The 14,995-nt window shown below is 50.2% G+C and carries 12 protein-coding genes, 1 tRNA gene and 1 pseudogene; 6 read left to right on the top strand and 8 right to left on the bottom strand.

Features of this window, described 5'->3' with window-relative positions; translation table 11 throughout:
* Window positions 1-48 precede the first annotated feature (48 nt).
* On the bottom strand, window positions 49-894 hold the full coding sequence (locus tag GBK04_RS06810) for a cupin-like domain-containing protein (RefSeq protein WP_152758045.1): 846 nt from the start codon (window positions 892-894) through the stop codon (window positions 49-51).
* A gap of 211 nt (window positions 895-1,105) precedes the next feature.
* Here GBK04_RS06810 and GBK04_RS06805 point away from each other — a divergent pair, with 211 nt between their 5' ends.
* Window positions 1,106-2,191 (top strand): M42 family metallopeptidase, encoded by a 1,086-nt coding sequence (locus GBK04_RS06805; RefSeq protein WP_152758043.1) that lies wholly within the window; start codon window positions 1,106-1,108, stop codon window positions 2,189-2,191.
* Window positions 2,192-2,339: 148 nt separating this feature from the next.
* Window positions 2,340-3,116: an ion transporter gene (locus GBK04_RS06800; protein ID WP_152758041.1), complete on the top strand. Its 777-nt coding sequence runs from the start codon at window positions 2,340-2,342 to the stop codon at window positions 3,114-3,116.
* 1 nt (window position 3,117) lies between these two features.
* Here GBK04_RS06800 and GBK04_RS06795 read toward each other — a convergent pair whose 3' ends face one another.
* From GBK04_RS06795 to purL, 6 genes and pseudogenes are all read right to left on the bottom strand, one after another.
* Window positions 3,118-3,507, bottom strand: a complete 390-nt coding sequence (locus GBK04_RS06795) for a DUF1622 domain-containing protein (protein WP_152758039.1) — start codon at window positions 3,505-3,507, stop codon at window positions 3,118-3,120.
* A 53-nt stretch (window positions 3,508-3,560) separates the two neighbouring features.
* Complete coding sequence (locus GBK04_RS06790) at window positions 3,561-4,454, bottom strand: ThuA domain-containing protein (protein ID WP_373330778.1); 894 nt, start codon at window positions 4,452-4,454, stop codon at window positions 3,561-3,563.
* A complete protein-coding gene (locus GBK04_RS06785; RefSeq protein WP_152758035.1) occupies window positions 4,451-5,947 on the bottom strand; it encodes an amidase in 1,497 nt (498 codons plus the stop codon). The genes GBK04_RS06790 and GBK04_RS06785 overlap by 4 nt, the downstream gene beginning before the upstream one ends.
* A gap of 28 nt (window positions 5,948-5,975) precedes the next feature.
* Window positions 5,976-6,332, bottom strand: a complete 357-nt coding sequence (locus GBK04_RS06780) for a helix-turn-helix domain-containing protein (protein WP_152758033.1) — start codon at window positions 6,330-6,332, stop codon at window positions 5,976-5,978.
* Window positions 6,333-6,339: 7 nt separating this feature from the next.
* The gene (locus GBK04_RS06775) at window positions 6,340-6,645 is read right to left on the bottom strand and encodes a type II toxin-antitoxin system HigB family toxin (protein ID WP_152758031.1); all 306 of its coding nucleotides are present in this window, start codon (window positions 6,643-6,645) and stop codon (window positions 6,340-6,342) included.
* Between the two features lie 103 nt (window positions 6,646-6,748).
* A pseudogene (purL, locus tag GBK04_RS06770) lies at window positions 6,749-9,021 on the bottom strand (phosphoribosylformylglycinamidine synthase subunit PurL).
* Window positions 9,022-9,217: 196 nt separating this feature from the next.
* Here purL and GBK04_RS06765 point away from each other — a divergent pair.
* From GBK04_RS06765 to GBK04_RS06755, 4 genes are all read left to right on the top strand, one after another.
* Window positions 9,218-9,302, top strand: a tRNA-Ser gene (locus GBK04_RS06765).
* Window positions 9,303-10,008: 706 nt separating this feature from the next.
* A complete protein-coding gene (locus tag GBK04_RS30405; protein ID WP_373330777.1) occupies window positions 10,009-10,302 on the top strand; it encodes a hypothetical protein in 294 nt (97 codons plus the stop codon).
* A gap of 31 nt (window positions 10,303-10,333) precedes the next feature.
* The gene (locus tag GBK04_RS06760; protein WP_152758030.1) at window positions 10,334-10,582 is read left to right on the top strand and encodes a hypothetical protein; all 249 of its coding nucleotides are present in this window, start codon (window positions 10,334-10,336) and stop codon (window positions 10,580-10,582) included.
* Between the two features lie 2,380 nt (window positions 10,583-12,962).
* Complete coding sequence (locus GBK04_RS06755; protein WP_152758028.1) at window positions 12,963-13,697, top strand: SOS response-associated peptidase; 735 nt, start codon at window positions 12,963-12,965, stop codon at window positions 13,695-13,697.
* Window positions 13,698-13,712: 15 nt separating this feature from the next.
* Here the strand turns inward: GBK04_RS06755 and GBK04_RS06750 are convergent, their stop codons facing one another.
* The gene (locus GBK04_RS06750; protein ID WP_152758026.1) at window positions 13,713-14,993 is read right to left on the bottom strand and encodes a Y-family DNA polymerase; all 1,281 of its coding nucleotides are present in this window, start codon (window positions 14,991-14,993) and stop codon (window positions 13,713-13,715) included.
* Window positions 14,994-14,995 lie beyond the last annotated feature (2 nt).

The following is a 14,995-nucleotide window of genomic DNA, read 5'->3' as shown; positions in this document are numbered from 1 at the left end:
TGGTTTTTGCCAGCTACCCCTGCCTTTTAATATTTTAGAAATATAAACCTACGCCAATTTTGCTTCGGCGCGTTCAATGGCTTTGTTTTCCTTCCACTCCTTCCATTTCGGGCCGAGCAGCGAGTTCATGCCTTTGTCTACCACGGTATGACGGGCCAGATTCATGCCGCCTTTGAGCAGCGTGAACACCGAGTCGTTGGCGCGTAGGGCCAGGCCGAAGCCCCCGTCGATGTACTTGATGTAGTGCCACCACAGCGAGGGAATGAATACCGTTTCGCCGTGTTCCAGAATCGTTTCGTAGCCGTGGGCTTTGTCGAAAGCCGGGAAGCGCTTCAGGTCGGGGTGCAGCGGGTGCACGTGACTCATCACCGTAAACGGATGCTGGTACAGTTTTACGCTTTCCGAGGGGGGGAAAAGGATGATTTTCTTGCGGGTCTGGAACTGCGACAAGAACACGTGCGAGCAATCCATGTCGTAGTGCAGGTTCACTTCGGAATTCTGTCCGCCAAAAAACATGAACTTGTAGCTTTTGACAAAGCCGTCCATGATGGTCGGGAACTGCACGTCGGCGTTCAGTTCGGGGATTTTCTTGAAAATATCGAACAGGAAAATCCGCAGGTCCGTCGGCCCTTTTTCAATCAGCGACAGGTACTCTCCGAACGGCATGGTGGCCGCATTCTGAAAGTACTTGTCCGGGTCGTGAATGTGGTTGTCGACCAGGGGTACCTCCAGGTCGCCGTGGTTTTCCCGGAACCAATCGAACGTCCATTTCTGGGTAGCGGGCCAGTCTTTGATCAGGTCCTTGAAAACCACCGGACGGCGGGGCTTGAGGTAGTTTTCGATGAATTCTTCGCGGGTCAGGCCCGAGCGTTTTTCTATGGGTGTTAGTTTCATAGCGGCGAGAAGTTTGCGCAAGTACTAGGGGAGGTCCCGTTTCGAGGGATGTCTGTCTTGTCGTTTCCGGTGCAAATTTATACTTTCTCGAACAATTTACAGTACGAAGTTGGTTTCTTATGCAGGCAAAAAAACGTTTTGATCTGCCCGAACTACACGGGGCCGTTGTACCTTGCGGCCTGAGTGGTATACTGAACAATTTATATACATTATGACTGAAAAGAGCACCGAATTTCTGTACAAGTACCTCAACAATGCCTCCCCGACGGGCTTCGAAGCCTCGGGCCAGCAGATATGGCTGGATTATTTGAAACCCTACATCGACGAGCAAATCATCGACGTGTACGGCACTGCCGTGGGCGTAATCAATGCCGGAAAGGAGGCCGCTAACAAGGACTACAGGGTAGTCATCGAAGCGCACTCCGATGAAATTGCCTGGTTTGTGAACTACATCAATGACCAGGGGTACATCTACGTCCGGCGCAATGGCGGTTCCGATGCGGCCATCGCGCCCTCTATGCGCGTCAATCTGCACACGGTCAATGGTCCGGTACCGGGCGTATTCGGCTGGCCCGCCATCCACGTGCGCGACGTGGCCAAAGATCAGGTACCTCAGGTGCATGATCTGTTCATCGACGTGGGCGCAGCCAATAAGGATGAAGTGGAAAAAATGGGCATTCATGTAGGTACCGTGGTGACGTTCGCCGATGGACTGACCGAAATGAACGGCCGATATTACGTAGGCCGTGCCCTCGACAATCGCGTGGGCGGTTTTATGATTGCCGAGGTAGCCCGGATGCTGCACGAAAACAAGGTGGAGCTGCCTTTTACCCTGTATGTCGTCAATGCCGTGCAGGAAGAAATTGGCTTACGGGGTGCCGAGATGATTTCGCGCCGTCTGAAACCCGACCTGGCTATTGTGACGGATGTGACCCACGACACGCAGTCGCCGATGTACACCAAGACCAAGCAGGGCGATCTCAAATGCGGTTCGGGTCCGGTGCTGTGCTACGGTCCCGCCGTGCAGAACAACGTCCGCGATCATATCATCCAGGTAGCACAGGAAAAGGAAATTCCCTTCCAGCGGCAGGCCGTGAGCCGCTCCACGGGTACGGATACCGATTCGTTTGCCTATTCGGCGGAAGGAGTAGCGTCGGCGCTGATTTCCCTGCCGTTGAAGTACATGCATACTACCATCGAAACTGTGCACAAGGACGACGTTCAGAACGTGATTAAGCTCATGTACGAAACGCTGCTGAGTCTGAAAGGCGACGAAGATTTCCGGTACATCAAGTAGGGGTACCTTCTCTATGGTGGCAGGTGTTTCCACCTGCCATCACGGCAATCACCTGAACTATAAAATCCCCCACAGACTGAGCGGTTTGTGGGGGATTTTTCGTGGATTGGCATTTTTATTTAATCTTGTAAAAAATGAAGACTGCCCCATGAAACAACAACTTCAACGCGAACGCAACAAACTCCTGACCTCCATCGACCGGTTGCTGGAAGGCCCGATGATATTCCTGGGCTTTGTGTGGCTCATCCTGTTGGTAGTGGATCTGGTTTGGGGGCTATCCAAAACGCTGGATTACATCAGCCTCACGATTTGGGGAATCTTCATCATCGACTTTGTCGTCAAATTTATTTTGGCTCCGGTCAAACTACTTTTTATCAAAAAAAACTGGCTTACGGCTATTTCGTTGATTATTCCGGCTTTGCGGGTCTTCCGTATTTTTCGCTTTCTGCGGGTGCTGCGGAGTTTGCGCGGGTTGCGGCTGGTGCGTATTGTTTCGTCGCTCAACCGCAGCATGAAGAGCCTGACCGCTACCATGCAGCGACGCGCGTTTGGCTACGTAGTGCTGCTATCGCTGGTCGTTACCTTCACCGGAGCAGCGGGAATGTATGCCATCGAAAGCCCGGCACCCGGCTTCGACAGCTACGGCATGGCCTTGTGGTGGACGGCCATGCGGGTCACCACGGCGGGCAGTGAGTACTCACCTAAGACGCCCGAAGGCCGCGGACTGGCCTTTCTGATCACGTTGTTTGGTTTTGCCATTTTTGGCTACGTGACCGCTACCCTGGCCACGTTTTTCATTGGCCGCGATGCCGAGGAGAATGATGCCCCCGTAGCTGGAGCAAAAGATGTCGCGGAACTAAGGAAAGAGATTTCCCGGCTTACCAAAACGATTAATGAAATGAAGGAAAAACTAGATAGTAACTAACTCAGTCGGAACGGGGAGAGGTACCTTCGATGTCTGAAGCTTCTATGGGAATGCCTTGCTTGGCTAATTCGGAATTTTTCAATTCACGTTCCAGAAAATAATTCAGGGCGGTCCGTAGCGTGGCGATGGCCGCCAGTTTGCCGATCTCATCCCAGGTAGGAGCGATGGCCGTAGCCAGGATGTCGGCGCCTAACAGAAGTTCGAGTGACACCGTGAGCGAGCTGCCAAACCGGATGCGAATATCCTGAATGGTTTTCCCCGAATTGGGCCGCGAAACGTTGAGGGCATAGCTGTAAAGAAATTGCAGCAGCGCGATGCCGATCACGACAGCCGCCAGGATTTCGATAAAACTACTGAGGTACTTGGTGACGAGTTCGGCTAGTTCTTTCATGAAAATAGAAGATAAAACTACCTTGCCAGGCACGTCAGGGCAGATTCCTTAGGTTATCGGGCTGGCGAATCAGGATGAGTGCCGCCATGCCCCAGCCAAAGCAAGCCATTTAGAATAAGTTTATTTTGCTCTTCACTCCCGAAGGTAGATGACAGCGTAGCGTTCGTTTTACCCTCGTAGTCGATGTCATTGTGTCCCATATTCAGGTAAAGCATCCGGTACTTACGGTTCGTCCAGACTACGGGATAATACCCGCTATGCCATATTTCGTGCGGTTTGGGGCCGGTGCCCAGGGGAAAGCTGGTCGAGTCGATAGCCAGAAGAATATCGATGTCGGGATTTTTTCGCAAATCGTTTTCCCAGCGGTACCACTCGTTGGCCGACGACCGGAAGGTAACGGGCACGCCCTTCGTGACTGGTTGCTTCGGATCTTCGACGCGCAGAATGGCCGGCGTTGGTCGCCAGGTATTGCTCCCGTAGGAACCCGAACCCAAAAACTGCTGATGGTACCAATCCCAATTCTGGGGGTAGGTGGAAGGCGTGAGGGCAAAGGCCGCGAAGTGAAAACCCAGCCAGGCTCCGCCGCTTTCCATGTACTTCTGAAAAGCTACCCGTTGGGCGGGACCTTCGGGCCGGGTATCCAGAAAAAGTACCACCTGATAGTCCTTCAGATACTTTGTATTCAGATTGTCCCAGTTGCTCGTCGAGTCGTAGGTGAAGCCATATTGGGTGCCCATTTTCGGAAACCAGCGGTTGGCCTCGTGCACAAAACTAATGTGCGCCGCATCATTTTTGGCCGTGTAGAAAGCGATAACGCGAAAATTCTTCTGGCTGGCCTGAGCCTGAGTAGGTACCCTTGATCCACTGGCGAAAATGATAGCGAAGGCAAGTAGGTACCCCCATGTTGTCATAGCTTTTAAAGTGGTAAAGTTTCCGGGTAGGGTCATTTGTTCAAATCAGGCCGTTTATCGAACCAGGGTTCGGTGGATTCCAGTTGTGCCGCCAGTCGGAACAGTAAATCTTCTTCGCCCATTCGCCCGGTGAACATAACCCCCACGGGCAGGTTGGTTTCGGTCCAGTGCAGGGGTACCGACATGGAGGGTTGTCCCGTCATATTGGCAATGGGGGTGAAGGGAATATAGCTGAAGGTACGTTCGACAAGCTCATCGATGATTTTGCTGCCTTTCAGGAAACGGTACCCGCCCGTTTTTTGCAGAAGTTTCAGGGAAATGTTTTCCTGGGTGGTATTCTGTAACTCCCCTATTTTGATGGGCGGGCGCGAAAGTACCGGCGTTAGCATCACATCATATTGTTGATGCAGGGCAGCCATTTTTCGCGCCAGCTGATTCCACTGGAACAGAGCATGAGCATAGTCGGCTCCCGTATACACTTCGCCCAGTTTGGCCAACAGCCAGGTGTTGAGCTCCACATCGTCGGTACCCACCGGCTGGCCCAGGTAGGTACCTAGGTTGCGCAGGGTGGCGGCCGTTTCGCTGGCCACCATCGGGAAAAACAAATCCTTGAACGCTTCGGGACCGTAGGGTAGGGGTACCTCTACCACTTCGTGGCCCAGCGATTGCAGCAACCGGGCAGCTTTCTCGACGGCCCGCACGCATTCCACATCCACCGATTGGCTAGGGTAGGGATGATGGCTGCACAGCGCCACCCGGAGCTTTCCGGGCTCCCGCCCCACCTCCTCCGCGTAGGGGCGTGCGGGACTTTGGATCTGATAGGGGTCACCGGGAGCGTACCCTTGCAGAATATCCAGCATCGCGGCGCTGTCGCGCACGGTTCGCGTCACGGAACCTTCCACCACTGCTCCGCCCCAGGATTGCCCGAAAAGGGGACCCAGCGATACCCGGCCCCGCGAAGGCTTCAACCCGAATAGACCACAACAGGAAGCCGGAATCCGGATGGAGCCGCCGCCGTCGGAGGCAGAAGCGGCTGGTACGATCCCTGCTGCTACGGCTGCTGCCGATCCGCCACTCGACCCACCCGATGAGTGCGCCGTGTTCCAGGGATTGCGGGCAGGGCCAAAGAGCGTTGGTTCAGTAAAGGGAGTGAGCCCGAACTCGGGCGTGTTGGTTTTTCCAAAGGGTACCAGTCCTGCTTTCCGGCAGCGTTCCAGATAGTAACTGTCCTGCCCCGAAACGTATTTAAGGTACCCCTTGCTACCCGATCGCATCGGCGTTCCCGCCCATTCCACACTCAGGTCTTTCACCAGAAATGGTACCCCCCGTAACGCGCCCTGCTCGGGGAGATTGGAAGCAATTTTCCGACCTTCTTCGTACAGCGGATGCACGATGGCGTTGAGCGCCGGGTTTCTTTTTTCGGCCAGAACGCGGGCATTTTCCAACAGTTCCAGCGGGCTTACTTTGCCGACTTGTACCAGTTGGGCCAGGCCCACGGCGTCGTACTTCTGGTATTCTTCGGCGGTCATAGCAGGGTAGAGTTAAGAAACATGGGGATTAGGAAAGTAAAACTTGGGCCGGAATACCCAAGTCGTGGTACAGGTACTTCATGAAGCGCACACTCATTTGTTTTCGACCGTTCAGGATTTCGGAAATGGTGCTTTTGCTCATGGCGAAGCGCTTTGCCAGGTCACTTTGGGTCAGTCCCTGTTCCTCCATTTCATGTTTCAGTGCTTCCAGGGGTGTGAGCAGTTCAATTTTATAATGCTTTTGCTCATATTCGTGCACGAGTAATGACAGGACTTCCAGCAGGTCACCCTCCGGAGTATTAGGCTTTGCATGTAACACACTTTCTAACTCTTTCAAGGCTGCGTCGTAGTCTTGTTCCGTTTTGATCGGTTTTATCGGCTCCATAGCTTTTTCAAGGATTATAGTCGATGGTCTTGGCATCTATTCGGTCATATTCTTTGTGGGTTCCTACAAATTTTACGAAGCAGAGCTGATAACCATAGTTAAAGGAGACAATTAGCCGGTACTTGTTTCTTGCAATATTGAAAACGATTCTTTCATTGCCTACATAATTTGCTCCTTTAAATTGCATAATGACTTCCTGCGGGTTTGCGTAGGTACCCCCCTCTATTTTACCGTACCAGTGTCTCAGGTTTGGCTCGGAATCCGGGTATTTATTCCAAAAGGATTTTAAGGTTTTCAGAGCATGAACTCTCATATTGACAAATATACGAAAAAGGGTTCGCTGCCGGCGAACCCTTTCTGTTTTAAAAAATAAAATTTAATGGTAGGCACAAAGCTCTTGCCAGGTTTATGACTCTCTACGCCATGATTTTGCCGATCGAATTATCGTACAAATCCTTCGCTTCGTCGGAACTCAGTACCTGCTGGCCATCTACCACAAAACCCTGTGCGGTGACGGTACCCAGCAGCGTGTGGGCGATTTTCAGTTCACCGCCCAGGTACTTCTGGAACTCACCCTGTTGCGCCGGCTTCACTGAAACCAGCACCCGGCTTTGTGCTTCGCCGAAAAGGTAGGCATCGGTGCGGAAATTCTTGTCAGTCGCGATCTGGAAACCGAGTTCGCGTGGCATGGCCGATTCGGCCAGGGCTACGAATAATCCACCATCCGAAATATCGTGAACCGACTGCACCAGCCCTTTGGTAATAAGTTGTTTGACGGCTTGATGCAAGGTGTACTCTTCTTCCATATCAAAAACCGGCGCGGGCGATTCCTTCATTTTCCGATAGCTGTACAGGTACTCCGACGAGGCAATGTCATTTTTGGCCGCACCGACCAGATAAATCAGGTCGTCGGCGGCTTTGAAATCCAGCGTCATCTGGTGTTCGGGATGTTCCATCAGGCCGATCATGCCAATGGTCGGTGTCGGGAATACGGGGCCGTCGTCGGAGCTTTGGTTGTAAAAACTCACGTTCCCCCCGTGACGGGCGTACTGAATTTCAGACAAGCCGCGCCCATGCCCTTCACGGCCTGCACGAACTGCCAGTAAACTTCCGGTACATACGGATTGCCAAAATTGAGATTATTGGTCACGGCCAGCGGTTCGGCGCCCGTGCAGGTAAGGTTGCGGGCGGCTTCCGACACGGCAATCTGCGCGCCCACGTAGGGGTCGGCATTCACGTAGCGGCTATTGCAATCCACCGTCATGGCGATGCCCTTTTTGTAGTCGGGGCGCTCCACATCGCGGATGCGCACCACGGCGGCGTCGGAGGGGCGGTTGGTGCTTCGGTTGGCTGTACCGACCATCGAGTCGTACTGCTCGTAGATCCAGCGCTTCGAGGCGATGTTGGGGTGCGCGAGCAGGTGGCGGGCTACTTTCCCAATCTCCTCCTTTTTTGTATCGGCTACTTTGTCTATATTGAATTCTTTGAATCGCTGATAGTAGGCGGGCTCGCGGTACTCGCGGTGGTACTGCGGAGCCCCGCCGCCCAGCACCAGGTCGTGGGCGGGTACGTCGGCGATGAGTTCACCATGCTGGTAAAAATGCAGGCGTCCTGTATCGTTCGGCCCGGCAGCCACCACCTCGCCGATTTGGGCGCAGTGCAGGTCCCACTTGTCGAAGATACCCTGAATAATGTCTTCCTTGCCTTTTTCGACCACCACGAGCATTCGCTCCTGTGACTCCGAAAGCAGGATTTCCCAACCGTGCATGTTGGTCTGGCGGGTAGGTACCTTATCCAGGTCGATCACCATGCCGTGCTCGCCCTTGGCGCTCATCTCGGACGTGGAGCAGATGATGCCCGCTGCGCCCATATCCTGAATACCAATGACGTGGCCCGTCGCGATAATTTCCAGGGTAGCCTCCAGCAGCAGTTTTTCCATAAATGGATCACCTACCTGCACGGCGGGTAGTTTCTCATTTGATTTGTCCGAAATATCTTCCGAAGCAAAGGTAGCACCATGGATGCCATCTTTACCCGTAGCCGAGCCAACGATGAACACCGGGTTGCCTACCCCATAGGAAGTCGCTTTGGCTACCTTACCTACCTCCACGATGCCCGCCGAAAAGGCATTCACGAGGGGATTGGTATTGTAACATTCGTCAAAAAACACTTCACCTCCCACGGTGGGAATGCCGAAGGCGTTACCATAGTCACCGATGCCTTTTACGACCCCCCGCACCAGCCACTTGGTTTTGGCCAGGTCGGGATTGCCGAAACGGAGCGAGTTGAGCTGGGCGATGGGCCGGGCGCCCATCGTGAATATGTCGCGGTTGATGCCGCCCACGCCCGTAGCTGCTCCCTGATAGGGTTCCAGCGCTGAGGGATGGTTATGGGATTCGATTTTGAAACTACACGCTAGTCCGTCGCCGATGTCCACCAGTCCGGCGTTCTCCTCCCCGGCCTTGGCCAGCATGCGGTCCGAGTCGCGGGGCAGCGTTTTGAGCCACACGATAGAATTCTTATAAGAACAATGCTCCGACCACATCACCGAAAAGATACTCAATTCGGTAAAGTTGGGCGTACGGCCCAGAATATCCTTGATACGATCAAACTCTTCGGGAAGTACCCCCAGTTTGCGGGCGGTTTCGACGGTGGGTAGGGCGTTGCCGTCATGTATTTCGTTGCTCATCGGTTAACAATTGACAGTTGACAGTTGACAATGGCGGCTAGCCATCAGGAGCCCGGAACGAACGGACTCGGCACAAAACTAGGGGTTTATGTGTAGAGAAGCGGCATCAGAAGATTTTTTCTGTTAAAAGTATTGACAGGTTGAAAATGATCCCTAATTTTGCAGCCTAGTTTTTACCGCACCGGCGGGCCAGTAAAGAGGGATGGCGGAGTGGTCGAACGCGGCGGTCTTGAAAACCGTTGTAGGGTAACCTACCGGGGGTTCGAATCCCTCTCCCTCTGCAAAACCCGTTCAGAATCATCTGAACGGGTTTTTTCTTGCCCCAGGGTACCCCGTTCGCCCGTGCCACAGGAATGCAAGTGTTATTATTTTTCTTCCCTTTGCCGAAGTTCTTTGTCGCTCCAATGCCTGATCAAGCGTCTGCTGCCTCGACATAATCAGCTGGCTGTGTTAGGCTATTTGCTATGCCGACTACGCTATGAATAGTAAATTCCGGGCCTCCCCTGCTTGCTACGATAAGTAATATGCTCATTTTTTAACCAGGAGTATTGACAGGCTGCGTGAATACGGCAATCCATAGCTTTTAAGGATCGAGTCAGGCCAATGAGTATCAGGAATGCAAATAAAAATTTTGTATATTTATTACTTAAAAATTGTCATCGTAGAATACATCGGACCAATCAAAATTTCTCAATTGCTTGACGGTACTCTATAATGCAATGTGAGGTTAGAGTCTGAAAACACGTGGCCCTTGCAGCGACAGTCTATATATCAACAACTGTAGACGGTAAGACAGATTCAAGAGGCAACAGTTAAGGAGTAGACGACACATATAAATGAAGGCAGGCGAAAGATATCCGCAGAAAATCTGAGACTATAATCTGGATGTGATTGTCTGGTGATAGGATGGGATAAGGAAATGGAATGGTTTTAATATAGGTATATATAACCTATATTTATAAAAAGCCTACCTTCTCCCCCAATGTTATGTCACTAATACGTAGTAAATTTGATACCGATTATGATAATCGGCCTCTGGAATTGTCGCTGGTCAGAAAAATTAAGCTGAGTCCGGCGAGTCCTAAGAATAAAGGCTTGTGGATTCTTCGTTTCTACGGGTTGGATGAAAATCAGAATGATGAAGTGTTGAGATCGTGGTTTTATACTACTAACCGCAAGCGGATGGATGACTTACGGGGAATCTTAAAAAATAATCCCCAAATTATAGTGTGCCAAGTGCAGTATAGTGCATCGGTACCCAAAGCTTGCGTCCCAAGGTAATTCCCTCTATGCGGCAAAATTGCACACACAAATGGAAAGTATTTCGAGCCTGTTCAGGGTTAAAAACATGAATCCTCCGGTTGAGGAAGCAAAAATACGCCGGGTGGTACCTGCCCCTGCCGATCCTGATAATCCTCAACTGTCGATCCTTTATTTTTATGGAGCCGATGACCAGGGACATGATAAGATCGTGCGGGTATGGTTCTATGCGTCAAAGGCTATGCGTGAACAAGAACTAGCCAGTATCCGACTAAAATATCCACACCTACCCATTATATAAGGTCGCCCGCTGTATCGATACAGCGGGCTTTTTCTTACGTACCAGGCGGACAGTCAAAGACAGCCGAACAACACTAACTAGTACTTCGTACCTTTTGAAAAGCAACACGATCCGGAGAGGGCATTTTTAAATTAAAAAACCGAAAAGCGGCTACGTAATGCAAATATTTCAGTCTTAGCCCCAACCCCGCCCTAGATTACGTTAAAACGGTTCGCGTGTTCATCTATTCCCAGGTCCATTTGGTCTATGAAAGTAACCTATTGGGCGAATGAGGCTATTATAAATATCAATTTCAAGGCTCTATTGAGATAGGTACAACAAATTATATTACTTATCTACATTAATCTAATAGCTATGGCCCTTTTAAAAAGTAAGTTCAGAAGCGGATTGAACAATCTGACGGTGGAAGCTTCGAAGGTGGCAAGAATCAGACTCAGCCCCGCCTTTCCTGCAAAGCCCAATCTATGGGTTCTCTATTTTTGTGGCCTGGACGATCAGGTCGTTCGTACCTGGTATTACGACTGCCAGAACAAACGACAGAATGACCTTGATCAGGTTCTCGAAAGATGTTCACACCTTAGAGTGGCATAAACTGTGATGCATTTTAATACTATCAAAAAGGCCCCGGCCTCAAGGCTGTGGGCTTTTTTAATGAATTGAGGACATTATTTCGGGTTGATTCTTTTTGTTGACCCTTTTCCAGCAGCCCGAATCTTACAAGAAAACAGCCGATCTGCAAAGGCTGTCTGGCTGTTATACACTATACACACATTTATATATTGATGACCTGAGCGTCAATATCCTTCACCTTTAAACCGTACAGGACTGCAGCATTATGCTTATATTCTATTAGTCAATAATAGCTATTTTGGGCGAGCTGGTTCATGTCTTTCATAGCTAACTGTGACTAGTTACAAAAACCATTGTCTCGTATTGAGACAGAAAGTGCTGCTTTTGTGACTGTGTAAAAAAATAGTATAAAAAATAATTACTAATAAATTGTTTCATAATCAATAACTTAGTTACCTTTGCTTCTAGTTACTTACACACTATGCACACACAATAATATACTCTATTCGCTTAAAAGTCCTAAAAGAAAATTTACCATTATTTATTTTTCAGTTACAATTTTGATATTTTCTTTTTAGAAAGCGTATCTAGTTACTTTTTTTCGTTTTGCTTTTTAATAGGGTTCTGACAAAGCTCTGTTCACTGCTTTCCTTCCGTTCGTAAGGTACCTTGGTTTTTCTTAGATCCGGTCTTTACTGTTGGTTCTTCGTAAGGACCTAGACAAGGCATAACCCGTTGCGTTCCAGCCTGCCGATTGGATACCTTGCACCTGTTGCGCTTGAAAACTCCCAGTCAAATCCATTTTTATGAATAATTTTTTCCAAACCCTCGCTGCTATATGAGGATTTCTGGCAGCTATTTAATGACGCTAGAAGCGAAAATAAAGATAAAAGATTAGTGGTAGGGAAAAGCGCAAGGAAAGCATAAATAGGTATAACCTTAGACTTCGGGCCTAACAAAAAATCGCCCCGCTGCGAGCACCACCCATCTGATCCACGTTATATACACACTCAGTCTTGATATCTCGGAGTAGTCCATTACTCCGTACTAAGCCAGAAGGAGCGGATTAGGTAAGAACAGGGTACTGTCAATATGACAATCAATCTGTTTGATAAATTAAATTCTCATACTCAGTTTGCAATGCTTTTACGCTGTTACAAGTAATAGCCAACTCAATACAGTTACTTGATAACGAGTAAAACAAACAGCCGGGCTGCAAATGCTGCCCGGCTGTTTTGACTACACACACACTATATATTATATTTCGAACAACATCATACTCCTTGCGTCCTCGTTCAAGAAAAATCCTGAAAAAATCGATGACAATTTGTTAAAAGGGGATCGTTGAAAAAGAAGTATTCAATAAGAAAACTCCAAACTTACTTGTTAAGTACTAGAAGACAGGTTAATTAGATTCGTGAGAAAGATATAGAATGGAAAGGTAAAAAGCAAATGTTTTTATCCCTTTTTCTATATATTTTATAAATACTTTGTTAAGAATCCCACTACTATACGTTTCCAATCAAGGTGATTTGATGCTTTATTGAATGCTCAAAGCGGGAATGACGAATTTTTATTTCAACCGACAGATGGTTTTCAGTAGGACTATTGGTAACTGACGGTATAGTCTAGACGTTGAATACCAATACCTACACCGAACTATATTAGTCATCGGACTTCCTTTTTTATTGCTTATTCTGAAGCGATAGGTAAAGCGGATCTGACTGCTTCGGGTCAAATAAAAAGTAGTTGCCGAGGAATAGCAGCTTTTTTTTAAAACCGATTACATACAAAATAATTCACTTCAAACATGTGCTATCATACCTCACTCGACGTCAAAAAAGCCGCCCTGGAAGCGCGCTACAAGGCCGAACTAGCCAAGGGTAAGACATGGAAATCGGTCATCCATGCCAATGCCTACGCCGTGCCATTCTGGCCGTTGGTGACGGTTCAGCAGCCCGAAATACTTTCCCTATTCACCTGGGGGATGATTCCAGGCTGGACCAAAAGTGAACAGGACGCCAAAAAGTTGCGTACTATGACCATCAATTGCCGCTACGAAACTATGTATGAGAAACCCTCCTTCCGGGGCGCAGCAAGCGCGGGCAGGCGGTGCCTGATCCCGGTGACGGGCTTTTTTGAATGGCATACGGAAGGCAAGAAAAAGTACCCCTTTTATATTCACCCCCAAAAGGAAGAGATCGTGAGTATCGCGGGCTTGTGGGACGAATGGGCCGACCCCGCCACCGGGGAAGTTCATTATTCTTACACCATGCTGACCCAGCCTGCGAATACACTGATGGCCAAGATACACAACAGCAAAAAACGGATGCCTTGTCTGCTGACTCGCGAATCGGAACGGGAGTACCTGAATCGAACTCTGGAATCAAAGGAAATCCTGGAATTGCTCTCGGAACCCTATGCGGCCGAAGCGCTGCGGGCGTACCCGATTAGCAAGCAAATCACCTCCCGAACCGAACCTACCGATGTTCCAGCCGTGCTGGAACCTCACAATTACCCTGAACTTTCGGATTTGCTTTCCTGAAACGAACGGACCAGGTTATTTAACTTGTAACAAGTCCGTCCATTTCGTGGTGTAGGCTGGCGACATCCACTGTTGCCTGTGATGCCAGGTGACGTCGTAGCCCGCACTAGCCAGCCGTACCTTGTCGCGCCCAAAGCGGTGATTGAGGCGATCCATGGTTGCCGACAGTACGGCCAGTCGCTCATCGGGACCTTTAGTGAAGTAATGGGTCTGGTGGTGGTCGATGGGTACCAGGCCTGACAGGATTACACCTACTTTCTGGTATGCGTAGCCGAACTGATAGACCGATTGTAGCGCTGCCAGTGCGTAGCCCGTCAGTTCGGCGGTACTAGCCGTGGGATGCGGCAACTGTATGGTACGGCTGTTGTAATACTGCCGGGCGGGCTGTCCATTGGCCGATCGCTTGAAGCGGTTGGTATGGACAAAGACGGTCATTGTCCCGGCCGCCGAGCCCTGTCTGCGCAGTTTTTCGGCGGCACGGCTCAGGTGCGTCACTAAAGCTTCCGACATGGTCTTCAGGTCAGGAATCAGCCGTCCGAAACTCGGGCTGGTGCAGATCGCCTTCTTAGGGGCGAATTCTGTTTCCAGCATCTTACAGGGTACCCCCCGCAATTCGTAGGCCAGTCGCAGTCCGTTCACGGTCATGGTCCGGTTGATCCAGTCGTCGGGCGCGTTGCTGAACTGGGCAGCGGTGCGAATGGCATTGCGGCGGAGTAGGGCCGCATAGCGCGAACCCACACCCCAGAGTTCGGAGACGGGAAATTCCTGTAAAATTTCAGAAATCCGTTCAGGCGAATCCAAAAGCAGAATGCCCCGGTTCTCTGCCTGGCGTTTGGCAAAGTAGTTGGCCACCTTGCAGAGCGTCTTGGTCGGGGCCATGCCTATGGATACCGGGATGCGCGTCCACTGCCTGACCGTACTTTGCAAAGTTAAGGCCAGTTGGTGCAAATCCGGGTACAGGTGGGCAAAGCCTTCAAAATCCAGAAAGGCTTCATCGATGGAATATATTTCTACCTGATCCACGAACCTACCTAATGTAGCCATCACCCGTGCCGAAAGATCGCCGTAGAGCGTGTAGTTGCTGCTGAATACCCGCACATCATGTTCTTTGATCGTATCCTTCAACTGAAAATAAGGAGTACCCATCTTGATCTCCACTGACTTGGCTTCATTGGAACGTGCAATCACGCAACCGTCGTTGTTGGAAAGCACCACCACCGGGCGACCTTCCAGAGAAGGATTGAAGCTCCGCTCGCAGGAAACGTAGAAATTGTTGCAATCCACCAGTCCAAACATAG

The sequence above is a fragment of the Salmonirosea aquatica genome (assembly GCF_009296315.1).
Lineage (GTDB): Bacteria > Bacteroidota > Bacteroidia > Cytophagales > Spirosomataceae > Salmonirosea > Salmonirosea aquatica.
The sequence above is the reverse complement of the archived record's forward strand: the minus strand, read 5'-3'. Positions and strand labels throughout refer to the sequence as shown.